The sequence below is a fragment of the Achromobacter marplatensis genome, from assembly GCF_002209535.1.
In the GTDB taxonomy this organism is placed as follows: domain Bacteria; phylum Pseudomonadota; class Gammaproteobacteria; order Burkholderiales; family Burkholderiaceae_B; genus Achromobacter; species Achromobacter marplatensis.
The window spans coordinates 704,803-719,589 of sequence record NZ_NJIG01000001.1 but is presented as its reverse complement, the minus strand read 5'-3'; the positions used below and the strand labels follow the sequence as shown (position 1 = coordinate 719,589).

Here is a 14,787-nt window from a genome sequence, read left to right as displayed (position 1 = left end):
GCCCCGGCAGGGCGGCGTCGTTCGTATTCGAGGATCCCATGTCCACCCAAACCCTGGATTCCCCCGCGGCGCCCGCGCGCGAGCGGGCTGCGGGACGCAGCGCCGTGCTGGCGCTGATCACCCGACTGCATTTCTATATCGGCCTGTTCGTCGGCCCCTTCATCCTGGTGGCGGCCGTCACCGGCACCTTGTTCGTGCTGACGCCCCAGATCGAAAACCTGCTTTACGCGGACCAGCTGCGCACCAGCTCGACAGGCCCGGCCCAGTCCCTGGCCAGCCAGGTCCAGGCGGCGCAGGCGCGCATCGGCGCCGGCCCGCGGCTGTTCGCCGTGCGCCCGGCGCCCGGCGCGGGCGACACCACGCGCGTGATGTTCACGTACCCCGGCCTGGGTGATTCGGAAAGCCGGGCCTTGTTCGTGGACCCCGTCACGCTGGACATCAAGGGCGACATGATCGTCTACGGCACCAGCGGCACGCTGCCGTTCCGCACGGCGCTGGACTACCTTCACCGCAACCTGATGTTGGGCGAAGTGGGCCGCAACTACAGCGAGCTGGCCGCCTCATGGATGTGGCTGGCCACCTTGGGCGGGCTGGTGATGTGGCTGGCGGGCCGCCGCCGTAATCCGGCCGCGATGGCGCGCAGCCCGCGTCTGCGGACGCGCCGCTGGCACACGCTCTTGGGCTTGTGGCTGGCGGTGGGGTTGCTGTTCCTGTCCGCGACGGGCCTGACCTGGTCGAACTGGGCAGGGGGGCGCGTGGACCAGCTGCGGGCGCAATTGGGCTGGATCACGCCGTCGGTGTCCGTGAAGCTGCCGGGCGCAGGGATGGCGCCTGCGCAGGGCGAGGGCGAACACGCACATCATCATGGCGCCATGGCCGGCATGGCCATGACGCCCGTGGCAGCGCCTTCGGGAGATATCGATCGCATCTTGGACACCGCGCGCGCTGGCGGCATCGATAGCGACCAGCTGGAGATCCGGCCGCCACGCAGCGCTGATCAGGCCTGGACGGTGCGGGAAGTGGACCGTTCGTGGCCCACGCAGGTGGATACCATCGCCATCGATCCCGCCACCTACGCCATCACCAGCCGCGCCGACTTCGCCACGTTTCCGCTGATCGCCAAACTGATCCGTTGGGGCGTGGACATGCACATGGGCATTCTGTTTGGCTGGCCGAACCAGTTGCTCATGGCCGCCATCGGCGTGGCGCTGACCGTGATGATCGTCTTGGGCTACCGCATGTGGTGGTTGCGCCGTCCGGCGGCGGGTGTGTCCGGCCAGACGCTGACGCAGGCGTGGCGCGAACTGGCCTGGCCGGGCCGCATCCTGGCCGCCGTCGTGGCATTGGCGCTGGGGTGGTGCCTGCCCGTGATGGGCGTCAGCCTGCTGGTATTCCTGGCGGTGGATGTGTTGCGGACGTGGCGGGCTCAGCCGCCCGCGGCGCTGACGCGGCGCGCATAGCTCGCCAGCACGATGCGCTCTGATTGGGCCAGGTAGTCCTTGAGCGCATCGGCGGCATTCTGGAATTCGCCGGTTTCGACGAGTTCCAGGATCCGCTTGTTCATTTCGGCGTACGGCGCGTGCAGGAATTCCGGGTCCTGCAGCAGGCCGAAGACCAGGCGCAGCTCGGCCAGCAATAGCGAAAACATGGCGTTCAGCCGTGCGCTGTCGGCCAGTTCCACGATGGCCATGTGGAAGGCCATGTTCGCCGTTCCCACACCCGCCCAGTCCTGGTTTTGTCGGCGGGCCACGGCGTCATCCACTGCCTGGCGCATGCGCTGATGCGCGGGATGGTGGGGGTACGCCTGGGCCAGCGCCTGGCATTCGATCATGCGCCGCACGCGGTAAAGATCGATGATGGACGCCATGCTGGGCACCGCGACCGCCACGCCGCGGTTGGGCGAATGGGTCAGCAGGCCTTCCTTGGTCAGGTTGCGGAACGCTTCACGCAGCGTATTGCGCGATACATCCAGACTTTGCGTCAACGTCGCCTCGGACAGCCGTTGGCCGGGCGCGAATTCGCCGTTGATCAGCCGTCGGCGGATCTGTTCGGTGACTTTGTCGGTCAGGGTCTGGTGCGCGTTCGGATCGGTCATAGACGGGGGTGGCGCAGCCGAAAGAGCTGCTCGGTTCCGAGTGTATCTGAGCGTTGGCCGGATTGCCCTGCATATCAAGTGATTTTGTACTGGCTTGGGGCAATTACTGATAGGCAATTATCGGCTATCTGATCTACTATTAATAAAAATTGTAGAACAATTCTGTAACATACGTTCTACACTCTGGGCCTGACGGTAAATAGCGAACAAGCAATGACCACGATTGATCTGAACAGCGACCTGGGTGAAAGCCTGGGCGCCTGGACCATGGGCGACGACGCCGCAATGCTGGCGCTGGTCTCCAGCGCGAACGTGGCTTGCGGTTTCCATGCGGGCGACCCTGCCGGTATTTTGGCGACGCTGAAAGGCGCTGCAGCCAACGGCGTCGCGGTGGGCGCGCACGTGTCCTACCCGGACCTGACAGGTTTCGGCCGGCGCAACATGGACGTGGCCAGCGCCGATCTGGTGGCGGACGTCATCTATCAGATCGGTGCGCTCAAGGGCCTGGCGGCGGCCGCGAGCACGCAGGTCAGCTACGTCAAGCCGCATGGCGCGCTGTACAACACCATCGCGCATGACGCGCGCCAAGGCAACGACGTCATCACCGCCATCCTTGAAATCGACCCGGCACTGGCGCTGGTCTGCCTGGCCGGTTCGCCCCTGCTCACGCTGGCGCGAGAGCGCGGCCTGCGGGTGGTGTCCGAGGCGTTCGCCGACCGGGCCTATACCCCGCAAGGCGCATTGGTTTCCCGCCGCGAGAAGGGCGCCGTGCTGCATGACCCGGAAGCAGTGGCGCAGCGCATGGTGCGCCTGGTCGAGGAAGGCGTGGTCGAAGCCATCGACGGCTCGCTCACCCGGGTGCAGGCGGATTCCATCTGCGTGCACGGCGACAGCCCAGGCGCGGTGGACATGGCGCGCGAAGTGCGTCGCCGCCTGGAGCAGTCTGGCGTTACCATTCGCTCGTTTGCAGGCGTCGCCGCGTAACGCCATCTTGCCCCATAGACGTTGAACCCCCGGGAATTTCCCGCCTAGGAGAACACGTGCGCTTTCTGCCCGTGAATACCGATGCCCTGCTCGTTGAACTGGACGATCTGGAGCAGACCCTGGCGCTGTTTGATGCGCTGCAGGCCCGGCCGATTGACGGCGTCACCGAGCTGGTGCCGGCGGCGCGTACCGTGCTGGTGGTGTTCCGCCCGGACCGCGTGACGCGCGAGGCGCTGATCGCCGATATCGGCGGCCGCGACACATCGGGCCGCGTTGCGCGCGACGGCACGCTGATTGAAATTCCCGTCCATTACAACGGCGAAGACCTGGGCGAAGTCGCAACCCTGCTCGGCATCCCCCCCGACGAAGTGGTGCGCCGCCACACGGCCAGCACCTATAGCGTGGCGTTCACCGGCTTTGCGCCGGGCTTTGCGTATCTGAGCGGCGGCGACCCCAGCCTGGACGTGCCCCGGCGCAAGACGCCGCGAACGCGCATCCCGGCGGGCGCGGTGGCGCTGGCCGGCACATTCAGCGGCGTTTATCCGCAAGCCAGCCCCGGTGGATGGCAGATCCTTGGCGTGACGACGACCCCCATGTGGGACCTGTCTCGCGACACGCCCGCGTTGCTCCAGCCGGGCTATCGCGTCCGCTTCATCGACGCCGGTCCCGCGCCTGCCGCCAAGGCGCCGACGCCCGCCGCAGGCGTGGATCCCGCCGCGTCCCGCCGTGCTAGCACCGCCACGCCTTCGCTGGAAGTGGTGGCGCCCGGCCTGCAAGCGCTTTTCCAAGACCTGGGCCGCCCCGGGCAGGCCCGCCAGGGCGTGGCTGCGTCGGGCGCAATGGACCGGGGCGCGCTGCGCGCCGCTAACCGACTGGTCGGCAATCAGCCCGGCCAGGCCTGCTTCGAAATCGTGTACGGCGGCTTCCAGGTCCGCGCGCATGGCGCCTGCGTGGTGGCCGTGACAGGCGCGCGAGGCGAGCTGACCCTGCGTGATGCCAAGGGGGCCAGCTGGACCGTTCCCGGCCACGAGGCTCTTGCCTTGAACGACGGCGACACACTCACGCTGGGGCAGCCGGCCGCGGGCATCCGCTACTACCTGGCCGCGCGCGGCGGCTTCGCTGTGGAACCCGTGCTGGGCAGCCGTTCGACCGATACGCTCGCGCGCGTCGGCCCCGATGCGCTTGCCGCCGGAGACCACATCGGCATTCTGCCTGCCGGGCAGGGCGCCATCGTCGGCCCGCCGGAACTGCCGGCTGCGGACCTGCCCGTGCAGGACGTCGAGGTGGTGCTGGACGTCGTGTTGGGGCCGCGCACCGACTGGTGCGATGCTGACGCCGTGGCGCTGCTTGCCAGCCAGTCCTGGACCGTCACCCCGCAGTCCAATCGTGTCGGTATCCGCTTGAACGGCGACCGGCCGCTGCAACGCGCCAACCATGCCGAACTGCCCAGCGAGGGCACGCGCAAGGGGTCGATCCAGGTGCCTGCCAGCGGCCAGCCGGTGCTGTTCCTGGCCGACCACCCGCTGACGGGCGGCTACCCGGTCATCGGCTCCGTGGCGCCCTGGCACCTGGACCGCGCGGCGCAGATCCCGATCGGCGCGCGCGTGCGCTTCAACCCCGTTTCCGACTTTGTCCCGGTTGACGTTCCCGCCGCGCAAGTCACAACGCAATAACCTGAATATGCCAGCCATGAAGAAAGTCCTCATCGCCAACCGTGGCGAAATCGCGGTGCGCATCATCCGCGCTTGCGCCGATTACGGCGTGAAGTCCGTCGCGGTCTACGCCGACGCCGATTTCGACGCGCTGCACGCGCGCATGGCCGACGAGGCGTTCGGCTTGGAGGGCGACCGCCCGGCCGACACCTACCTCAATATCGACAAGCTGCTGGCGGTGGCGCGCCGCAGCGGCGCCGACGCCGTGCATCCGGGCTACGGATTCCTGTCCGAAAGCGCCGGCTTCGCGCGCGCCGTGATCGACGCCGGCCTGACCTGGATCGGCCCGTCGCCGGAAACCATCGAACGGCTGGGCGACAAGGTGCAGGCGCGCAAGATCGCCCTGGAAGTGGGCGCGCCGCTGGTGGCGGGCACGCCCGGTCCGGTCGGCGGCGCTGAAGAGGTGCTGGCCTTTGCGCACGAACACGGTTTGCCGATTGCCATCAAGGCGGCGTTCGGCGGCGGCGGGCGTGGCCTGAAGGTCGTCTGGCGCATGGAAGACGTGGCCGACCTGTACGAGTCCGCCGTGCGCGAAGCCGTTACGGCGTTTGGCCGCGGCGAATGCTATGTCGAGCAGTTCCTGGACCACCCGCGCCACGTCGAAGCGCAGGTGCTGGCCGACAAGCATGGCAAGGTGGTGGTGCTGGGCACGCGCGATTGCTCACTGCAGCGCCGCAACCAGAAGCTGGTGGAAGAGGCGCCCGCGCCGTTCCTCAGCGACGAGCAGCGCCAGCGCATCCACGCGTCGGCGCGCGACATTTGCGCGCACGCCGGCTACGTTGGCGCCGGCACGGTGGAATTCCTGCTGAGCGCATCGGGTGCCATCTCGTTCCTGGAAGTGAATACCCGTTTGCAGGTGGAGCACCCCGTCACCGAAGAAACCTGCGGCCTGGACCTGGTGGTCGAGCAACTGCGCATCGCCGACGGCCTGCCGCTGGCCATCGACACCGCGCCCGCGCCGCGCGGCCATGCCATCGAATTCCGCATCAACGCCGAAGACGTGGGCCGCGGCTTCCTGCCGTCGCCGGGCCTCATCACGACCTTCGCCGCGCCGTCCGGCCCGGGCGTGCGCGTGGACAGCGGCGTGCAATCCGGTTCCACCATTCCAGGCACCTTCGATTCGCTGCTGGCCAAGCTGATCGTCACCGGCGCCACGCGCGAACAGGCGATCGCGCGCGCCCGCCGTGCGCTGGCCGAATTCCGCATTGAAGGCGTGGCCTCGGTGCTGCCGTTCCACCGCGCCGTGCTGGACCATGCCGATTTCATCGGCGACGGCCAAGGCTTCAAGGTGCACACGCGCTGGATCGAGACCGACTTCGCCACGGATCTGGAAGCCGCCGTGCGTCCGGCCCCGCTGGGCGCGGTGAGCCTGCACCGTACTGCGGTGGAAATCGATGGCCGGCGCGTGTCGCTGGGCCTGCCCGCCGAATTGCTGCGCGGCTTGCAATCCGCCGGCGCGGCGGCAGGAGGGGAGGCAACTGCCGCCCCGGCGCAAGCCAGCGCGCAAAGCGTGGCCGCGCCGATTGCGGGCACCATCCAGTCATGGAACGCCGAAGACGGCGCCACCGTCAAGCAAGGCGAACTGATCGCCACGATGGAAGCCATGAAGATGGAAATGCAAGTGCTGGCGCATCGCGACGGCGTGCTCACGCATCAGGCAGCCGCAGGCAAGGCGGTGACGGCGGGCGTCGAGATCGGGCGGATCGAGTAAAGGGTGGGCCGGCCGGCGGCACGGCCCACAAACCAGCCGGGGAGTTGGGATCAGGTCCGCTGGGAGTCCAGCAGTTCCTGGTTCTTCTCGACTTCCTGGGCCTTCGCATAGCTTTCGGCCAGCAGCTGATAGGACGGGAAGATCGCGCCGTAGAGTTCGGCCCATTGCGCGGCATCGTCGCGGTGCCACGTGCGTTGCAGTTCAGACGCGACGGCGGCGGTATCCATCGGCACCACGCCGGCCTGGACGACGCGGGCCAGCGTGATCTCTTGCGCCATCTTCGAATACGTGCCCGACGCGTCGATCACGGCGAACACCTGAAAGCCCCCGTTCACCGCGGCAATGCTCGGGAAGGCCATGCAGACGCTGGTGATGGTGCCGGCGATGATCAACTGCTTGCGGCCGGTGGCCTTCACGGCCGCCACGAATTCGGGGTTGTCCCACGCGTTGATTTCGCCGCGGCGGGCCACGTATTTGGCGTGCGGCGCGTTCTTGTGGATTTCCGGGATCAGCGGGCCGTTGGGACCTTGCGGCACGGACGCCGTCGTGATGACGGGCATCTTGGTCAGCGTGGCCATCTTCGCCAAGGCGCCAGCATGCGACCGCACAGTCGTGAAGGGCATGTCGCCGATGGTCTGGAACAGTCCGCTCTGGTGGTCGATCAACAGCATCGCGGCGTTGTCGGGGTCGATGACCGGGCGGGCGCCGTTGAAGTTTGCGGGGGTGCTCATGGATAGTCTCCTGGGGAATCGATAGCGGGCAACTGCCCTGCAGTGGCAGGCATTCGTCGCCTGTCATGTCGGGAACTGGACTGCCATTAACGATATAAAAAGAACAACATATCCGCTAGTAGCGGAATTTTGCCATGAGTGTTCTATATTCAGGACGACTGATTAAACGATGGGCGGTTCGCGCCCATGACGACGCGGCGTCGTTCGCAGACAGCGGTTTACGCGCTGTGATCGGCCAATAGCGGTTGGGCCGACAACGCGCCCCGCAACGAGTCCAGCAGAACACGCTTGTTTTCGCGGCTGCGGTAGGCGTGTTCACGCATCAGGTTCTCGGCCCGCACGGCTTCGCGCCGGGTGATGGCGCGCAGCAGATCTTCGTGGTCTGCCTGCGCGCGCAGGACAAAGGGCGTTTCCAACAACGACGGGGTGGACGGCAGCGTCAGCGCGGCCGGGCCGGCCAGCGGCGTCTTGTTGTTGTGCTCCAGCGCCGATAACAAGGCGCGATTGCCGGCGGCTTCGCACAGGATCTCGTGGAAACGGCGGTTGATCTGGCCCCAGGCCCGGGCATCCACGGTGGTGTTCGGGTCGCGGCGGGCGGGCGCCAGCAGGTTGCGGCCTTCCTCGACCGCTTGCGACAGTTGCTCCAGCACTTCCTTCGAGGCGCCGCGCTCGGCCAACAGGCGCGCGGCCATGCCCTCGAGCACCCCGCGCACGTCCACAGCGTCGCCGATCTCATCGACGGTGAATGAGCGCACCCGGAAGCCCCGGGACGGCAAGCGCTCCAGCAGGCCTTCCTTCTCAAGCTCGGTCAAGGCGATGCGCAACGGCGTGCGCGAGACGCCCAGGCGGGCAGAGAACTGCAACTCCACGATCCGTTCGCCCGGCTGCAGGGCGCCGGAAAGCACCATGTCCCGGAGTTCGGAAATAACTTTGTCGATCTGAGCGGCCATAGCGAAGCGTCGGCGGAATAAGGGGCGGTTAGGGCCTCCAGTGTACCTACAAAATTGCATGCAATAGGCCATAAAAAATCGATCCGCATCTTGCGATTCATCAAAATTGCATGCAATAATCCACAAAAAACAGTGGTAGAAGTGGGTATTAGCTCACGATTGCATGCAAAGAAATACACCAATGCATGCGAAAGCACCGCAGGCACAGGAGACAACATGAAGCTTGTCAGCTTCGATCAAGCAGGCCGCAACGCCTGGGGCGTGCTGCGCGGCGCCGACGTCGTGGTCCTGACGCAGGTCTGGCCCGACGTGACCGCTGCGCTTGAGGCGGGCGCGGAACAGATCGCCCAGGCGGCGCAGACGGTCGGCATGCCCTGTAGGACCTTGGCCGGGCTGCGGCTGCTGCCGCCGGTGCCCGCGCCGCGCAAGATCCTGTGTGTCGGCCTGAACTACGGCCGCCACGTGGCCGAGGCCGGCCGCGAACTGCCCGCCCATCCATCGATGTTCGCCCGGTTCGCAGACAGCTTCGTCGGGCACGAAGCGCCGGTGTGGAAGCCCCGCCTTTCCGACAAGTTCGACTACGAGGGCGAACTGGCGGTCGTCATCGGCCGGGCAGGGCGCCACATCGCCGCGCGCGACGCCCTGTCGCATGTGGCGGGCTACACCTGCATGGCCGAGAACTCGGTGCGCGATTTTCAGAAGCACAACGCCCAGGTCACGCCGGGCAAGAACTTCGAGCGCAGCGGGGCGATCGGGCCGTGGCTGGTTACCGCGGACGAGGTCGGCGACCCGGCGCGCCTGCAAGTCATTACCCGCCTGAACGGCACGGTCATGCAACAGGGCGACGTGTCCGACCTGATCTTTCCGATTCCCGAACTGATTGCCTATATCAGCGCCTTTACGCCGCTGTCGCCGGGCGACGTCATCGCTACCGGGACGCCTGAAGGCGTGGGTTCCAGCCGCAAGCCGCCGCGTTTTCTCGCTGTGGGCGACACGCTGGAAGTGGAGATTCCCGGCATCGGGACCCTGGTCAACACGGTGGCGGACGAACCCGCCCCGGAACAAGGAGACGCGCATGACTGATGCGCTGCGGTATCTGACGGAGCGGGACGTGGTCTCGGTGCTGGGCATCCACCGGGCCATCGATGCGCTGCACGCCATGCTGGTCGCGCAAGGCAAGGACCAGGCGCGCAATTTGCCCAAGGCGCTGGCCACCTGGGGCGACGGCAGCTCAATGCATGCATTGGGGTCCGTGCAGACGGACGGGGGCGGATATGCGGGTTTCAAGACCTGGGTCCACACCAAGGCGGGCGGCGGGTCGTTGTTCAGCCTGTTCGATGCGGGCACCGGTATTCTGCGCGCCATCATTGAAGCGCGGGCGCTGGGCATGCTGCGCACGGCGGCGATCAGCGGTGTCGCCACCCGGGCGCTGGCGCCGGAAGACGCGACCCAGGCCGCGCTGATCGGCACCGGGCCGCAGGCCGTTACGCAACTTGCGGCGTTGGCTGCGGTGCGCAAGCTGCGGCGCGTGCGGGTCTATAGCCCCACGCCCGAGAAGCGCCGCGCCTTTGTGGCCAGTGTGGCGGGCAAGTACGCGTTCGACGTCGAGGAATCGGCCAGCCTGGAACACGCGCTGGCCGGCGCCCAGATCGTCACCTTGATCACGCGCGCCGTCGAACCCTTTGTCGACGCCGCCATGCTGGCCGACTGCCGGCACTTGAATGCGGTGGGGGCGATCTTGCCGTCCAAGGCGGAATTTGCCCAGGATGTGTTCGACCGCGCGGACCAAGTGGTGGTGGACGACCTGGAAAACGCCCGCCGGGGCTCGCGCGAACTGCGCGAACGCTACGGCGCAGACGGGACGCCGTGGCAAGGCGTATCGGTACTGAGCGACCTGCTTGCCTCAGGGCAGGCGCGGCCGGAGGGCGCCCGCCTGACGATCTTCAAAGGCATGGGCATGGGCTTGTCCGACCTGGCGATGGCGCGCGAGGTGTACGAGCACGCCCGCGACCACGGCCTGGGCGTGGCGCTGCCTGCCCAAACCCGGGAAAACCTGCTGCTTGCGCAGCCTTGAACTGAATCCAATCAACGAGACAGCCGGCCGCAGCGCCGGCGGCAACAGGAGACAAGCATGTTCGTCGACGTCAGCGGGGCCAGCCCCCGCGAGCAGAACAAATGGCCGTCGATCGTGGTCCCGAAAGAGGACATCGATCTGGAAATCGCCCGGCTGATCGATGCGCCCCGGCCGGACAACGGCCGCCGCGCCTCGCTGATCGTGCATCCCGAGGCGACCGCGCCCGGCCTGGGCCTGGCCCCCGGCACGGACGTGACCATCAACGTGGTGAACCCCGGCGAACGCACGTTCAATCTGCGCAAGAACTCCAACATGCTGGAGATCTGTATCAGCGGCGAGGGCGTGGCCACTGTGGCGGGCCGCGACATCCGCGTTGGCCACTGGGATGTCTGGAATACGCCGGCCATGCAGGTGCATTCCTACCGCAACGAGGGCAAGACGCCCTGGGTGCGGCTGTCGTACTCGAACGCGCCCTTGCTGGAAAAGCTGGAGATCCACTACGTCGAGGAGTTCGAGGGCGATGTCCCGCCGGCGGATGCCAACACGAAGCCTGTGCCGGCCCGCGCTGCGGACGGCCCGCGGTCTCGTGACCTGGCCTTGCGCGAACAGATCACACCAGATGGCGCCTGGCTGATGGGCTACGAGTGGCTGATCGATATCGACGTGCTGGAATCCAAGGCGTTGCACTGGCCGTGGGCGGACGTGTCGCGCTACCTGCCTACCGTCGAAGACATGGCGCGCGGCTACAACGGCCGCCGGCTCTTCGTGCTGTACAACCCGGCCACCGAACGCCGCATCGGCACCACGCATAGTTTCTTTGCAACGATTTCCTCGTCGCCGCCGGACAACCACCACGTGCCGCACCGGCACAGCTCGTCTGCCATCAACTACTACCTGCGCGGCAACGGCTACAGCAAGGTCAGCGGCACGCGGCTGGACTGGAAGGCCGGCGACCTGATCCTGTCCGCGCCGGGCTGGGCAATGCACTCGCACCATTCGGGCACCGAGACCACGTCGGCGCTGACCGTGCAGGATCACCCCCTGCAAATTGCGATGGAGTCGTTGATCTGGCAGGAGCGCATGCAGGAACCCATCCTGGCGCTGGGCAGCCAGAGCGGCTTTGAAAGCAACCGCGCGCAGTTGGCCGCGGCCTCGTAAGCGGACGCGCTTCCCATGAACCGATTCCCGGATCCTTCCATGACCTTGACCGACTATTCCGGCGTGTTGTCGTTGCGTGCCCGCCTGCGGGACTTCTATGACGACTACGCCTTTTGCCTGGACGAAAACCGGCTTGAAGCATGGCCCGACTTCTTCACCGAAGACTGCCACTACCGCGTGCTGTCCCGTGAAAACCACGACGCCGGCCTGCCGCTGGGCCTGATCTACTGCATGAACAAGAACATGCTGCGCGACCGCGTCACGGCGCTGCGCGAAACCACCATGTTCGAGCCGCGCTCGCTGCGCCATTTCGTGAGCGGCGTGCGCGTGATGGAAGTGCAGGGCGACCACATCGTGGCGCAGGCCAACTTCGCGGTGATGGAGTCGCTGTCCGACCGCGAGCCCACCTTGAACATGGTGGGCCGGTACCTGGACGTGCTGCGCGACGGGCCGGACGGCCTGGCGTTCACCCGCCGCGACTGCGTCTACGACAACTACCGCGTGCGCACGTCGCTGATCGTGCCTCTCTGAATCCGCTGCAAGGAAACCTGCCATGACCTGTTCCGACTCCGCCGTGCTGGACGCGCCTGCCGAGGCTCCCATTCATATCGAGCGCCGCTGGCCCAAAGAGGGCTATACGCGCATCCCCAACTGGGTCTATACGGACCCGGCCATTTTCCAGAAGGAAATGGACATCTTCTTTGCCGGGCAGACCTGGAATTACGTCGGCCTGGAATGCGAAGTGCCGGAGGTCGGTTGCTACAAGCGCAACTGGATCGGCAACCGGCCGGTCATCATGGTCCGCACCGAAACCGGCGAAGTGACCGTGCTGGAGAACCGCTGCGCTCATCGCGGTGCGCAGATCTGCTGGCACAACACCGGCCGTGTGACGGACTTCACGTGCCCGTACCACCAGTGGAACTACGACTTGAACGGCAACCTGCAAGGCGTGCCGTTCCGTCGCGGCGCCATGGGAAAAGGCGGTATGCCGAAGGACTTCGACCCCAAGCAGAACGGCATCCGCAAGCTGCGCAGCGTGAACCGGGGCGGCTCGATCTGGGCCACGTTCTCTGACGAGGCGCCCAGCTTCGAGGACTACTGCGGGCCGGAAGTGCTGGCCGAGATCGACCACATGCTGCCGGGCAAGCCGCTCAAGCTGCTGGGCTACAGCCGCCAGTTGATCCCCAGCAATTGGAAGATGTACCTGGAAAACCTGAAGGACCCGTACCACGCCACCTTGCTGCATACCTTCTACATCACCTTCGGCCTGTGGCGGGCCGACTCCAAGTCGGAATGCATCCCCACGGGCGGCGGCGCGCACAGCGTCATGGTGTCGCACAACGAAGGCAAGAAGAAGACGGCGGCCACGACCGAAATGAGCCGCTTCCGCGATGACCTGGAACTGCTCGACCTGGAAACCGTGACGCCGCGCGCTGAATTCAACCGGGGCCGCGTGGGCGGCGCCTGGGTGTTCCCGGCCGCGCAGTTCGGCATCCAGGCCAATTCCCTGAAGACGCGCCACGTGATTCCGCGCAGCCCCACCGAGCACGAACTGGTGTTCACCTATTACGGGTATGAGGACGACGACGAGGAAATGACGCGGCTGCGTTTAAAGCACGCCAACCTGCTGGGTCCGGCGGGATTCGTGTCCATGGACGACAGCGAAATGCTGAACCAGGTGCAGATCGGCGTGACGGGGTATCCCGAGGCGCGGGGAATCGTCGAAATGGGCGGGCGCGATACCGAGCCCGCCGATTACATGGTGACCGAAGTGCTGATCCGGTCGTTCTACGACTACTACCGCAAGGCAATGGGGCTGTAAGCATGGAAACCTGGAAACCCGTCGCCCAGGTCGGCGACATCTCGCCCGATACTGGCACCTTGCGCGTCGTGCACGATGGAGAAGGCGTCTGCCTGTATGACTTGCAGGGAGAGATCTGCGCCACGCAGGACCGCTGCCCGCATGGCAACGCCAGCCTGGCGGACGGTTATGTAGAAGACGGCACCATTGAATGCCCGCTGCATCAGGGCGTCTTCGATATCCGCACCGGCAAGCCGCAATGCCCGCCCGTTACGACGGACCTGCGCCGCTACGAGGTGCGGGTCGAGGCGAACACGATCTACCTGAAGGCGGAGGCCGCGTGAACACGGGCGCCATCGTCATCGTGGGTGCGGGGCAGGCTGGCGGCTGGGCCGCCGCCACGCTGCGCGACCGCGGCTACGCCGGCCGGGTCGTGCTGCTGGGCGACGAGCCGCATGCGCCCTATGAACGTCCGCCCTTGAGCAAGGCCGTGCTGGGCGGGCAAGCGCCGCCCGAAAGCACAGAGCTGTTCTCGGCCCAGCGGCTGGCACAGCTGGACATCGAATTTCAGCCAGGCGTGTCGGCGACGCGCCTGCGGTTGCGGGAACGCCAGGTGGACACGTCCGGTGGCGGTGCGCTGGGTTACGACAAGCTGATCCTCTGCATGGGCGGCAGGCCGCTAGTGCCGGCGCTGCCCGGTGTCGACAGCGCCGGCGTGCATGTGCTGCGTACGCGGGACGATGCCCTGCGCCTGCGCGCGAGTCTGGGGCCGGGTAAGCATCTGGTCATCGTCGGCGGGGGATGGATCGGGCTGGAAGTCGCGGCCACCGCGCGGCAGACGGGCAGCACGGTCACGGTGCTGGAACAGGCGCCGCGGCTGTGCGCCCGCAGCGTGCAGCCGGGCGTGTCGGCCCACCTCGCTGCGCTGCATGCCGCGCACGGCGTGGATATCCGAGTCAATGCCGGGCTGCGCGCCGTGCAGGCGCAGGCGGACGGGAAAGCCGTTGCCGAACTGGCCGACGGCACCCGCATTGCCGCCGACGCGGTGGTGCTTGGAGTGGGCTTGCAGCCCAATGATGCGTTGGCGCGCGATGCGGGCATCGCCTGTGAGCGCGGCGTGCTGGTGGATGAATATTGCCGCACGTCGGCAGAGGACGTCTACGCTGCGGGCGACGTGGCGGTCTCCGCGCACGCCGCGGCCGGCGGCCGGATCCGTCTGGAATCCTGGCAGAACGCGCAAGACCAGGGCACGGCGGCCGCGTTGTCGGCGCTGGGCGAGACGGCGCCCTATGTACCGACCGGTGCCGTTTGGTCGGAGCAATACGACGCCATGGTGCAGATCGTCGGCTTCCCGGCGCTGGCGGCCTGCGAGGTATTGCGGCCGCAGGCCGATGGCCGGGCGCTGCTGTCCATGGCGCTGGATGCCGGCGGCCGCCTCGTGGCCGCGGTGGCGGTGGACGCAGCGCGGGATCTCCGTCAACTGCGCAAGTGGATCGCGCAAGGCGCGGTCCTGGACCCGGCGTTGTTGCAGCGGCCAGACGTGCCGCTGGCCAGCGCCCAGATCGGATGAG

14 protein-coding genes are annotated in these 14,787 nt (G+C 66.9%); 11 read left to right on the top strand and 3 right to left on the bottom strand.

Going from position 1 to position 14,787, the window contains the following annotated elements; genetic code table 11:
- Positions 1–38: 38 nt before the first annotated feature.
- Positions 39–1,460, top strand: a complete 1,422-nt coding sequence (locus CEY09_RS03140) for a PepSY-associated TM helix domain-containing protein (protein WP_088587504.1) — start codon at positions 39–41, stop codon at positions 1,458–1,460.
- Here CEY09_RS03140 and CEY09_RS03135 read toward each other — a convergent pair.
- Complete coding sequence (locus tag CEY09_RS03135; RefSeq protein ID WP_088587503.1) at positions 1,427–2,095, bottom strand: GntR family transcriptional regulator; 669 nt, start codon at positions 2,093–2,095, stop codon at positions 1,427–1,429. The genes CEY09_RS03140 and CEY09_RS03135 overlap by 34 nt on opposite strands.
- Before the next feature lie 213 nt (positions 2,096–2,308).
- Here CEY09_RS03135 and CEY09_RS03130 point away from each other — a divergent pair, with 213 nt between their 5' ends.
- From CEY09_RS03130 to CEY09_RS03120, 3 genes are read left to right on the top strand one after another with little or no spacing between them, the layout of a single operon-like run.
- Positions 2,309–3,079, top strand: a complete 771-nt coding sequence (locus CEY09_RS03130; protein WP_088587502.1) for a LamB/YcsF family protein — start codon at positions 2,309–2,311, stop codon at positions 3,077–3,079.
- A 56-nt stretch (positions 3,080–3,135) separates the two neighbouring features.
- Positions 3,136–4,752, top strand: a complete 1,617-nt coding sequence (locus CEY09_RS03125) for a 5-oxoprolinase subunit B/C family protein (RefSeq protein WP_088587501.1) — start codon at positions 3,136–3,138, stop codon at positions 4,750–4,752.
- Positions 4,753–4,768: 16 nt separating this feature from the next.
- Positions 4,769–6,502 carry an acetyl/propionyl/methylcrotonyl-CoA carboxylase subunit alpha gene (locus tag CEY09_RS03120; RefSeq protein WP_088587500.1) on the top strand — a complete coding sequence of 578 codons (1,734 nt, stop codon included), beginning with the start codon at positions 4,769–4,771 and terminating at the stop codon, positions 6,500–6,502.
- Between the two features lie 50 nt (positions 6,503–6,552).
- Here CEY09_RS03120 and CEY09_RS03115 read toward each other — a convergent pair whose 3' ends face one another.
- Together CEY09_RS03115 and CEY09_RS03110 are read right to left on the bottom strand one after the other, a co-directional pair.
- A complete protein-coding gene (locus CEY09_RS03115; RefSeq protein WP_088587499.1) occupies positions 6,553–7,233 on the bottom strand; it encodes an isochorismatase family protein in 681 nt (226 codons plus the stop codon).
- 218 nt (positions 7,234–7,451) lie between these two features.
- Positions 7,452–8,183 carry a GntR family transcriptional regulator gene (locus tag CEY09_RS03110; protein WP_006225825.1) on the bottom strand — a complete coding sequence of 244 codons (732 nt, stop codon included), beginning with the start codon at positions 8,181–8,183 and terminating at the stop codon, positions 7,452–7,454.
- Positions 8,184–8,399: 216 nt separating this feature from the next.
- Between CEY09_RS03110 and CEY09_RS03105 the strand changes: the two genes are divergently transcribed.
- From CEY09_RS03105 to CEY09_RS03075, 7 genes are read left to right on the top strand one after another with little or no spacing between them, the layout of a single operon-like run.
- The gene (locus CEY09_RS03105) at positions 8,400–9,266 is read left to right on the top strand and encodes a fumarylacetoacetate hydrolase family protein (RefSeq protein WP_088587498.1); all 867 of its coding nucleotides are present in this window, start codon (positions 8,400–8,402) and stop codon (positions 9,264–9,266) included.
- Positions 9,259–10,257 (top strand): ornithine cyclodeaminase family protein, encoded by a 999-nt coding sequence (locus CEY09_RS03100; RefSeq protein ID WP_088587497.1) that lies wholly within the window; start codon positions 9,259–9,261, stop codon positions 10,255–10,257. The genes CEY09_RS03105 and CEY09_RS03100 overlap by 8 nt, the downstream gene beginning before the upstream one ends.
- Before the next feature lie 57 nt (positions 10,258–10,314).
- Positions 10,315–11,415: a cupin domain-containing protein gene (locus tag CEY09_RS03095; RefSeq protein WP_088587496.1), complete on the top strand. Its 1,101-nt coding sequence runs from the start codon at positions 10,315–10,317 to the stop codon at positions 11,413–11,415.
- Positions 11,416–11,454: 39 nt separating this feature from the next.
- On the top strand, positions 11,455–11,946 hold the full coding sequence (locus tag CEY09_RS03090) for an aromatic-ring-hydroxylating dioxygenase subunit beta (protein WP_088587495.1): 492 nt from the start codon (positions 11,455–11,457) through the stop codon (positions 11,944–11,946).
- Between the two features lie 22 nt (positions 11,947–11,968).
- Positions 11,969–13,237 (top strand): aromatic ring-hydroxylating dioxygenase subunit alpha, encoded by a 1,269-nt coding sequence (locus tag CEY09_RS03085; RefSeq protein ID WP_006225820.1) that lies wholly within the window; start codon positions 11,969–11,971, stop codon positions 13,235–13,237.
- Positions 13,238–13,239: 2 nt separating this feature from the next.
- Complete coding sequence (locus CEY09_RS03080) at positions 13,240–13,560, top strand: non-heme iron oxygenase ferredoxin subunit (protein WP_006225819.1); 321 nt, start codon at positions 13,240–13,242, stop codon at positions 13,558–13,560.
- Positions 13,557–14,786, top strand: a complete 1,230-nt coding sequence (locus CEY09_RS03075) for an NAD(P)/FAD-dependent oxidoreductase (RefSeq protein ID WP_088587494.1) — start codon at positions 13,557–13,559, stop codon at positions 14,784–14,786. The genes CEY09_RS03080 and CEY09_RS03075 overlap by 4 nt, the downstream gene beginning before the upstream one ends.
- Position 14,787: the final 1 nt, after the last annotated feature.

Bases quoted from the DNA above. Each gene is read 5' to 3' on its own strand.
- CEY09_RS03105 (WP_088587498.1), top strand. From the start codon at position 8,400: ATGAAGCTTGTCAGCTTCGATCAAGCAGGCCGCAACGCCTGGGGCGTG.
- CEY09_RS03080 (WP_006225819.1), top strand. From the start codon at position 13,240: ATGGAAACCTGGAAACCCGTCGCCCAGGTCGGCGACATCTCGCCCGAT.
- CEY09_RS03120 (WP_088587500.1), top strand. From the start codon at position 4,769: ATGAAGAAAGTCCTCATCGCCAACCGTGGCGAAATCGCGGTGCGCATC.
- CEY09_RS03130 (WP_088587502.1), top strand. From the start codon at position 2,309: ATGACCACGATTGATCTGAACAGCGACCTGGGTGAAAGCCTGGGCGCC.
- CEY09_RS03140 (WP_088587504.1), top strand. From the start codon at position 39: ATGTCCACCCAAACCCTGGATTCCCCCGCGGCGCCCGCGCGCGAGCGG.
- CEY09_RS03095 (WP_088587496.1), top strand. From the start codon at position 10,315: ATGTTCGTCGACGTCAGCGGGGCCAGCCCCCGCGAGCAGAACAAATGG.
- CEY09_RS03085 (WP_006225820.1), top strand. From the start codon at position 11,969: ATGACCTGTTCCGACTCCGCCGTGCTGGACGCGCCTGCCGAGGCTCCC.
- CEY09_RS03100 (WP_088587497.1), top strand. From the start codon at position 9,259: ATGACTGATGCGCTGCGGTATCTGACGGAGCGGGACGTGGTCTCGGTG.
- CEY09_RS03110 (WP_006225825.1), bottom strand. From the start codon at position 8,183: ATGGCCGCTCAGATCGACAAAGTTATTTCCGAACTCCGGGACATGGTG.
- CEY09_RS03115 (WP_088587499.1), bottom strand. From the start codon at position 7,233: ATGAGCACCCCCGCAAACTTCAACGGCGCCCGCCCGGTCATCGACCCC.
- CEY09_RS03090 (WP_088587495.1), top strand. From the start codon at position 11,455: ATGACCTTGACCGACTATTCCGGCGTGTTGTCGTTGCGTGCCCGCCTG.
- CEY09_RS03135 (WP_088587503.1), bottom strand. From the start codon at position 2,095: ATGACCGATCCGAACGCGCACCAGACCCTGACCGACAAAGTCACCGAA.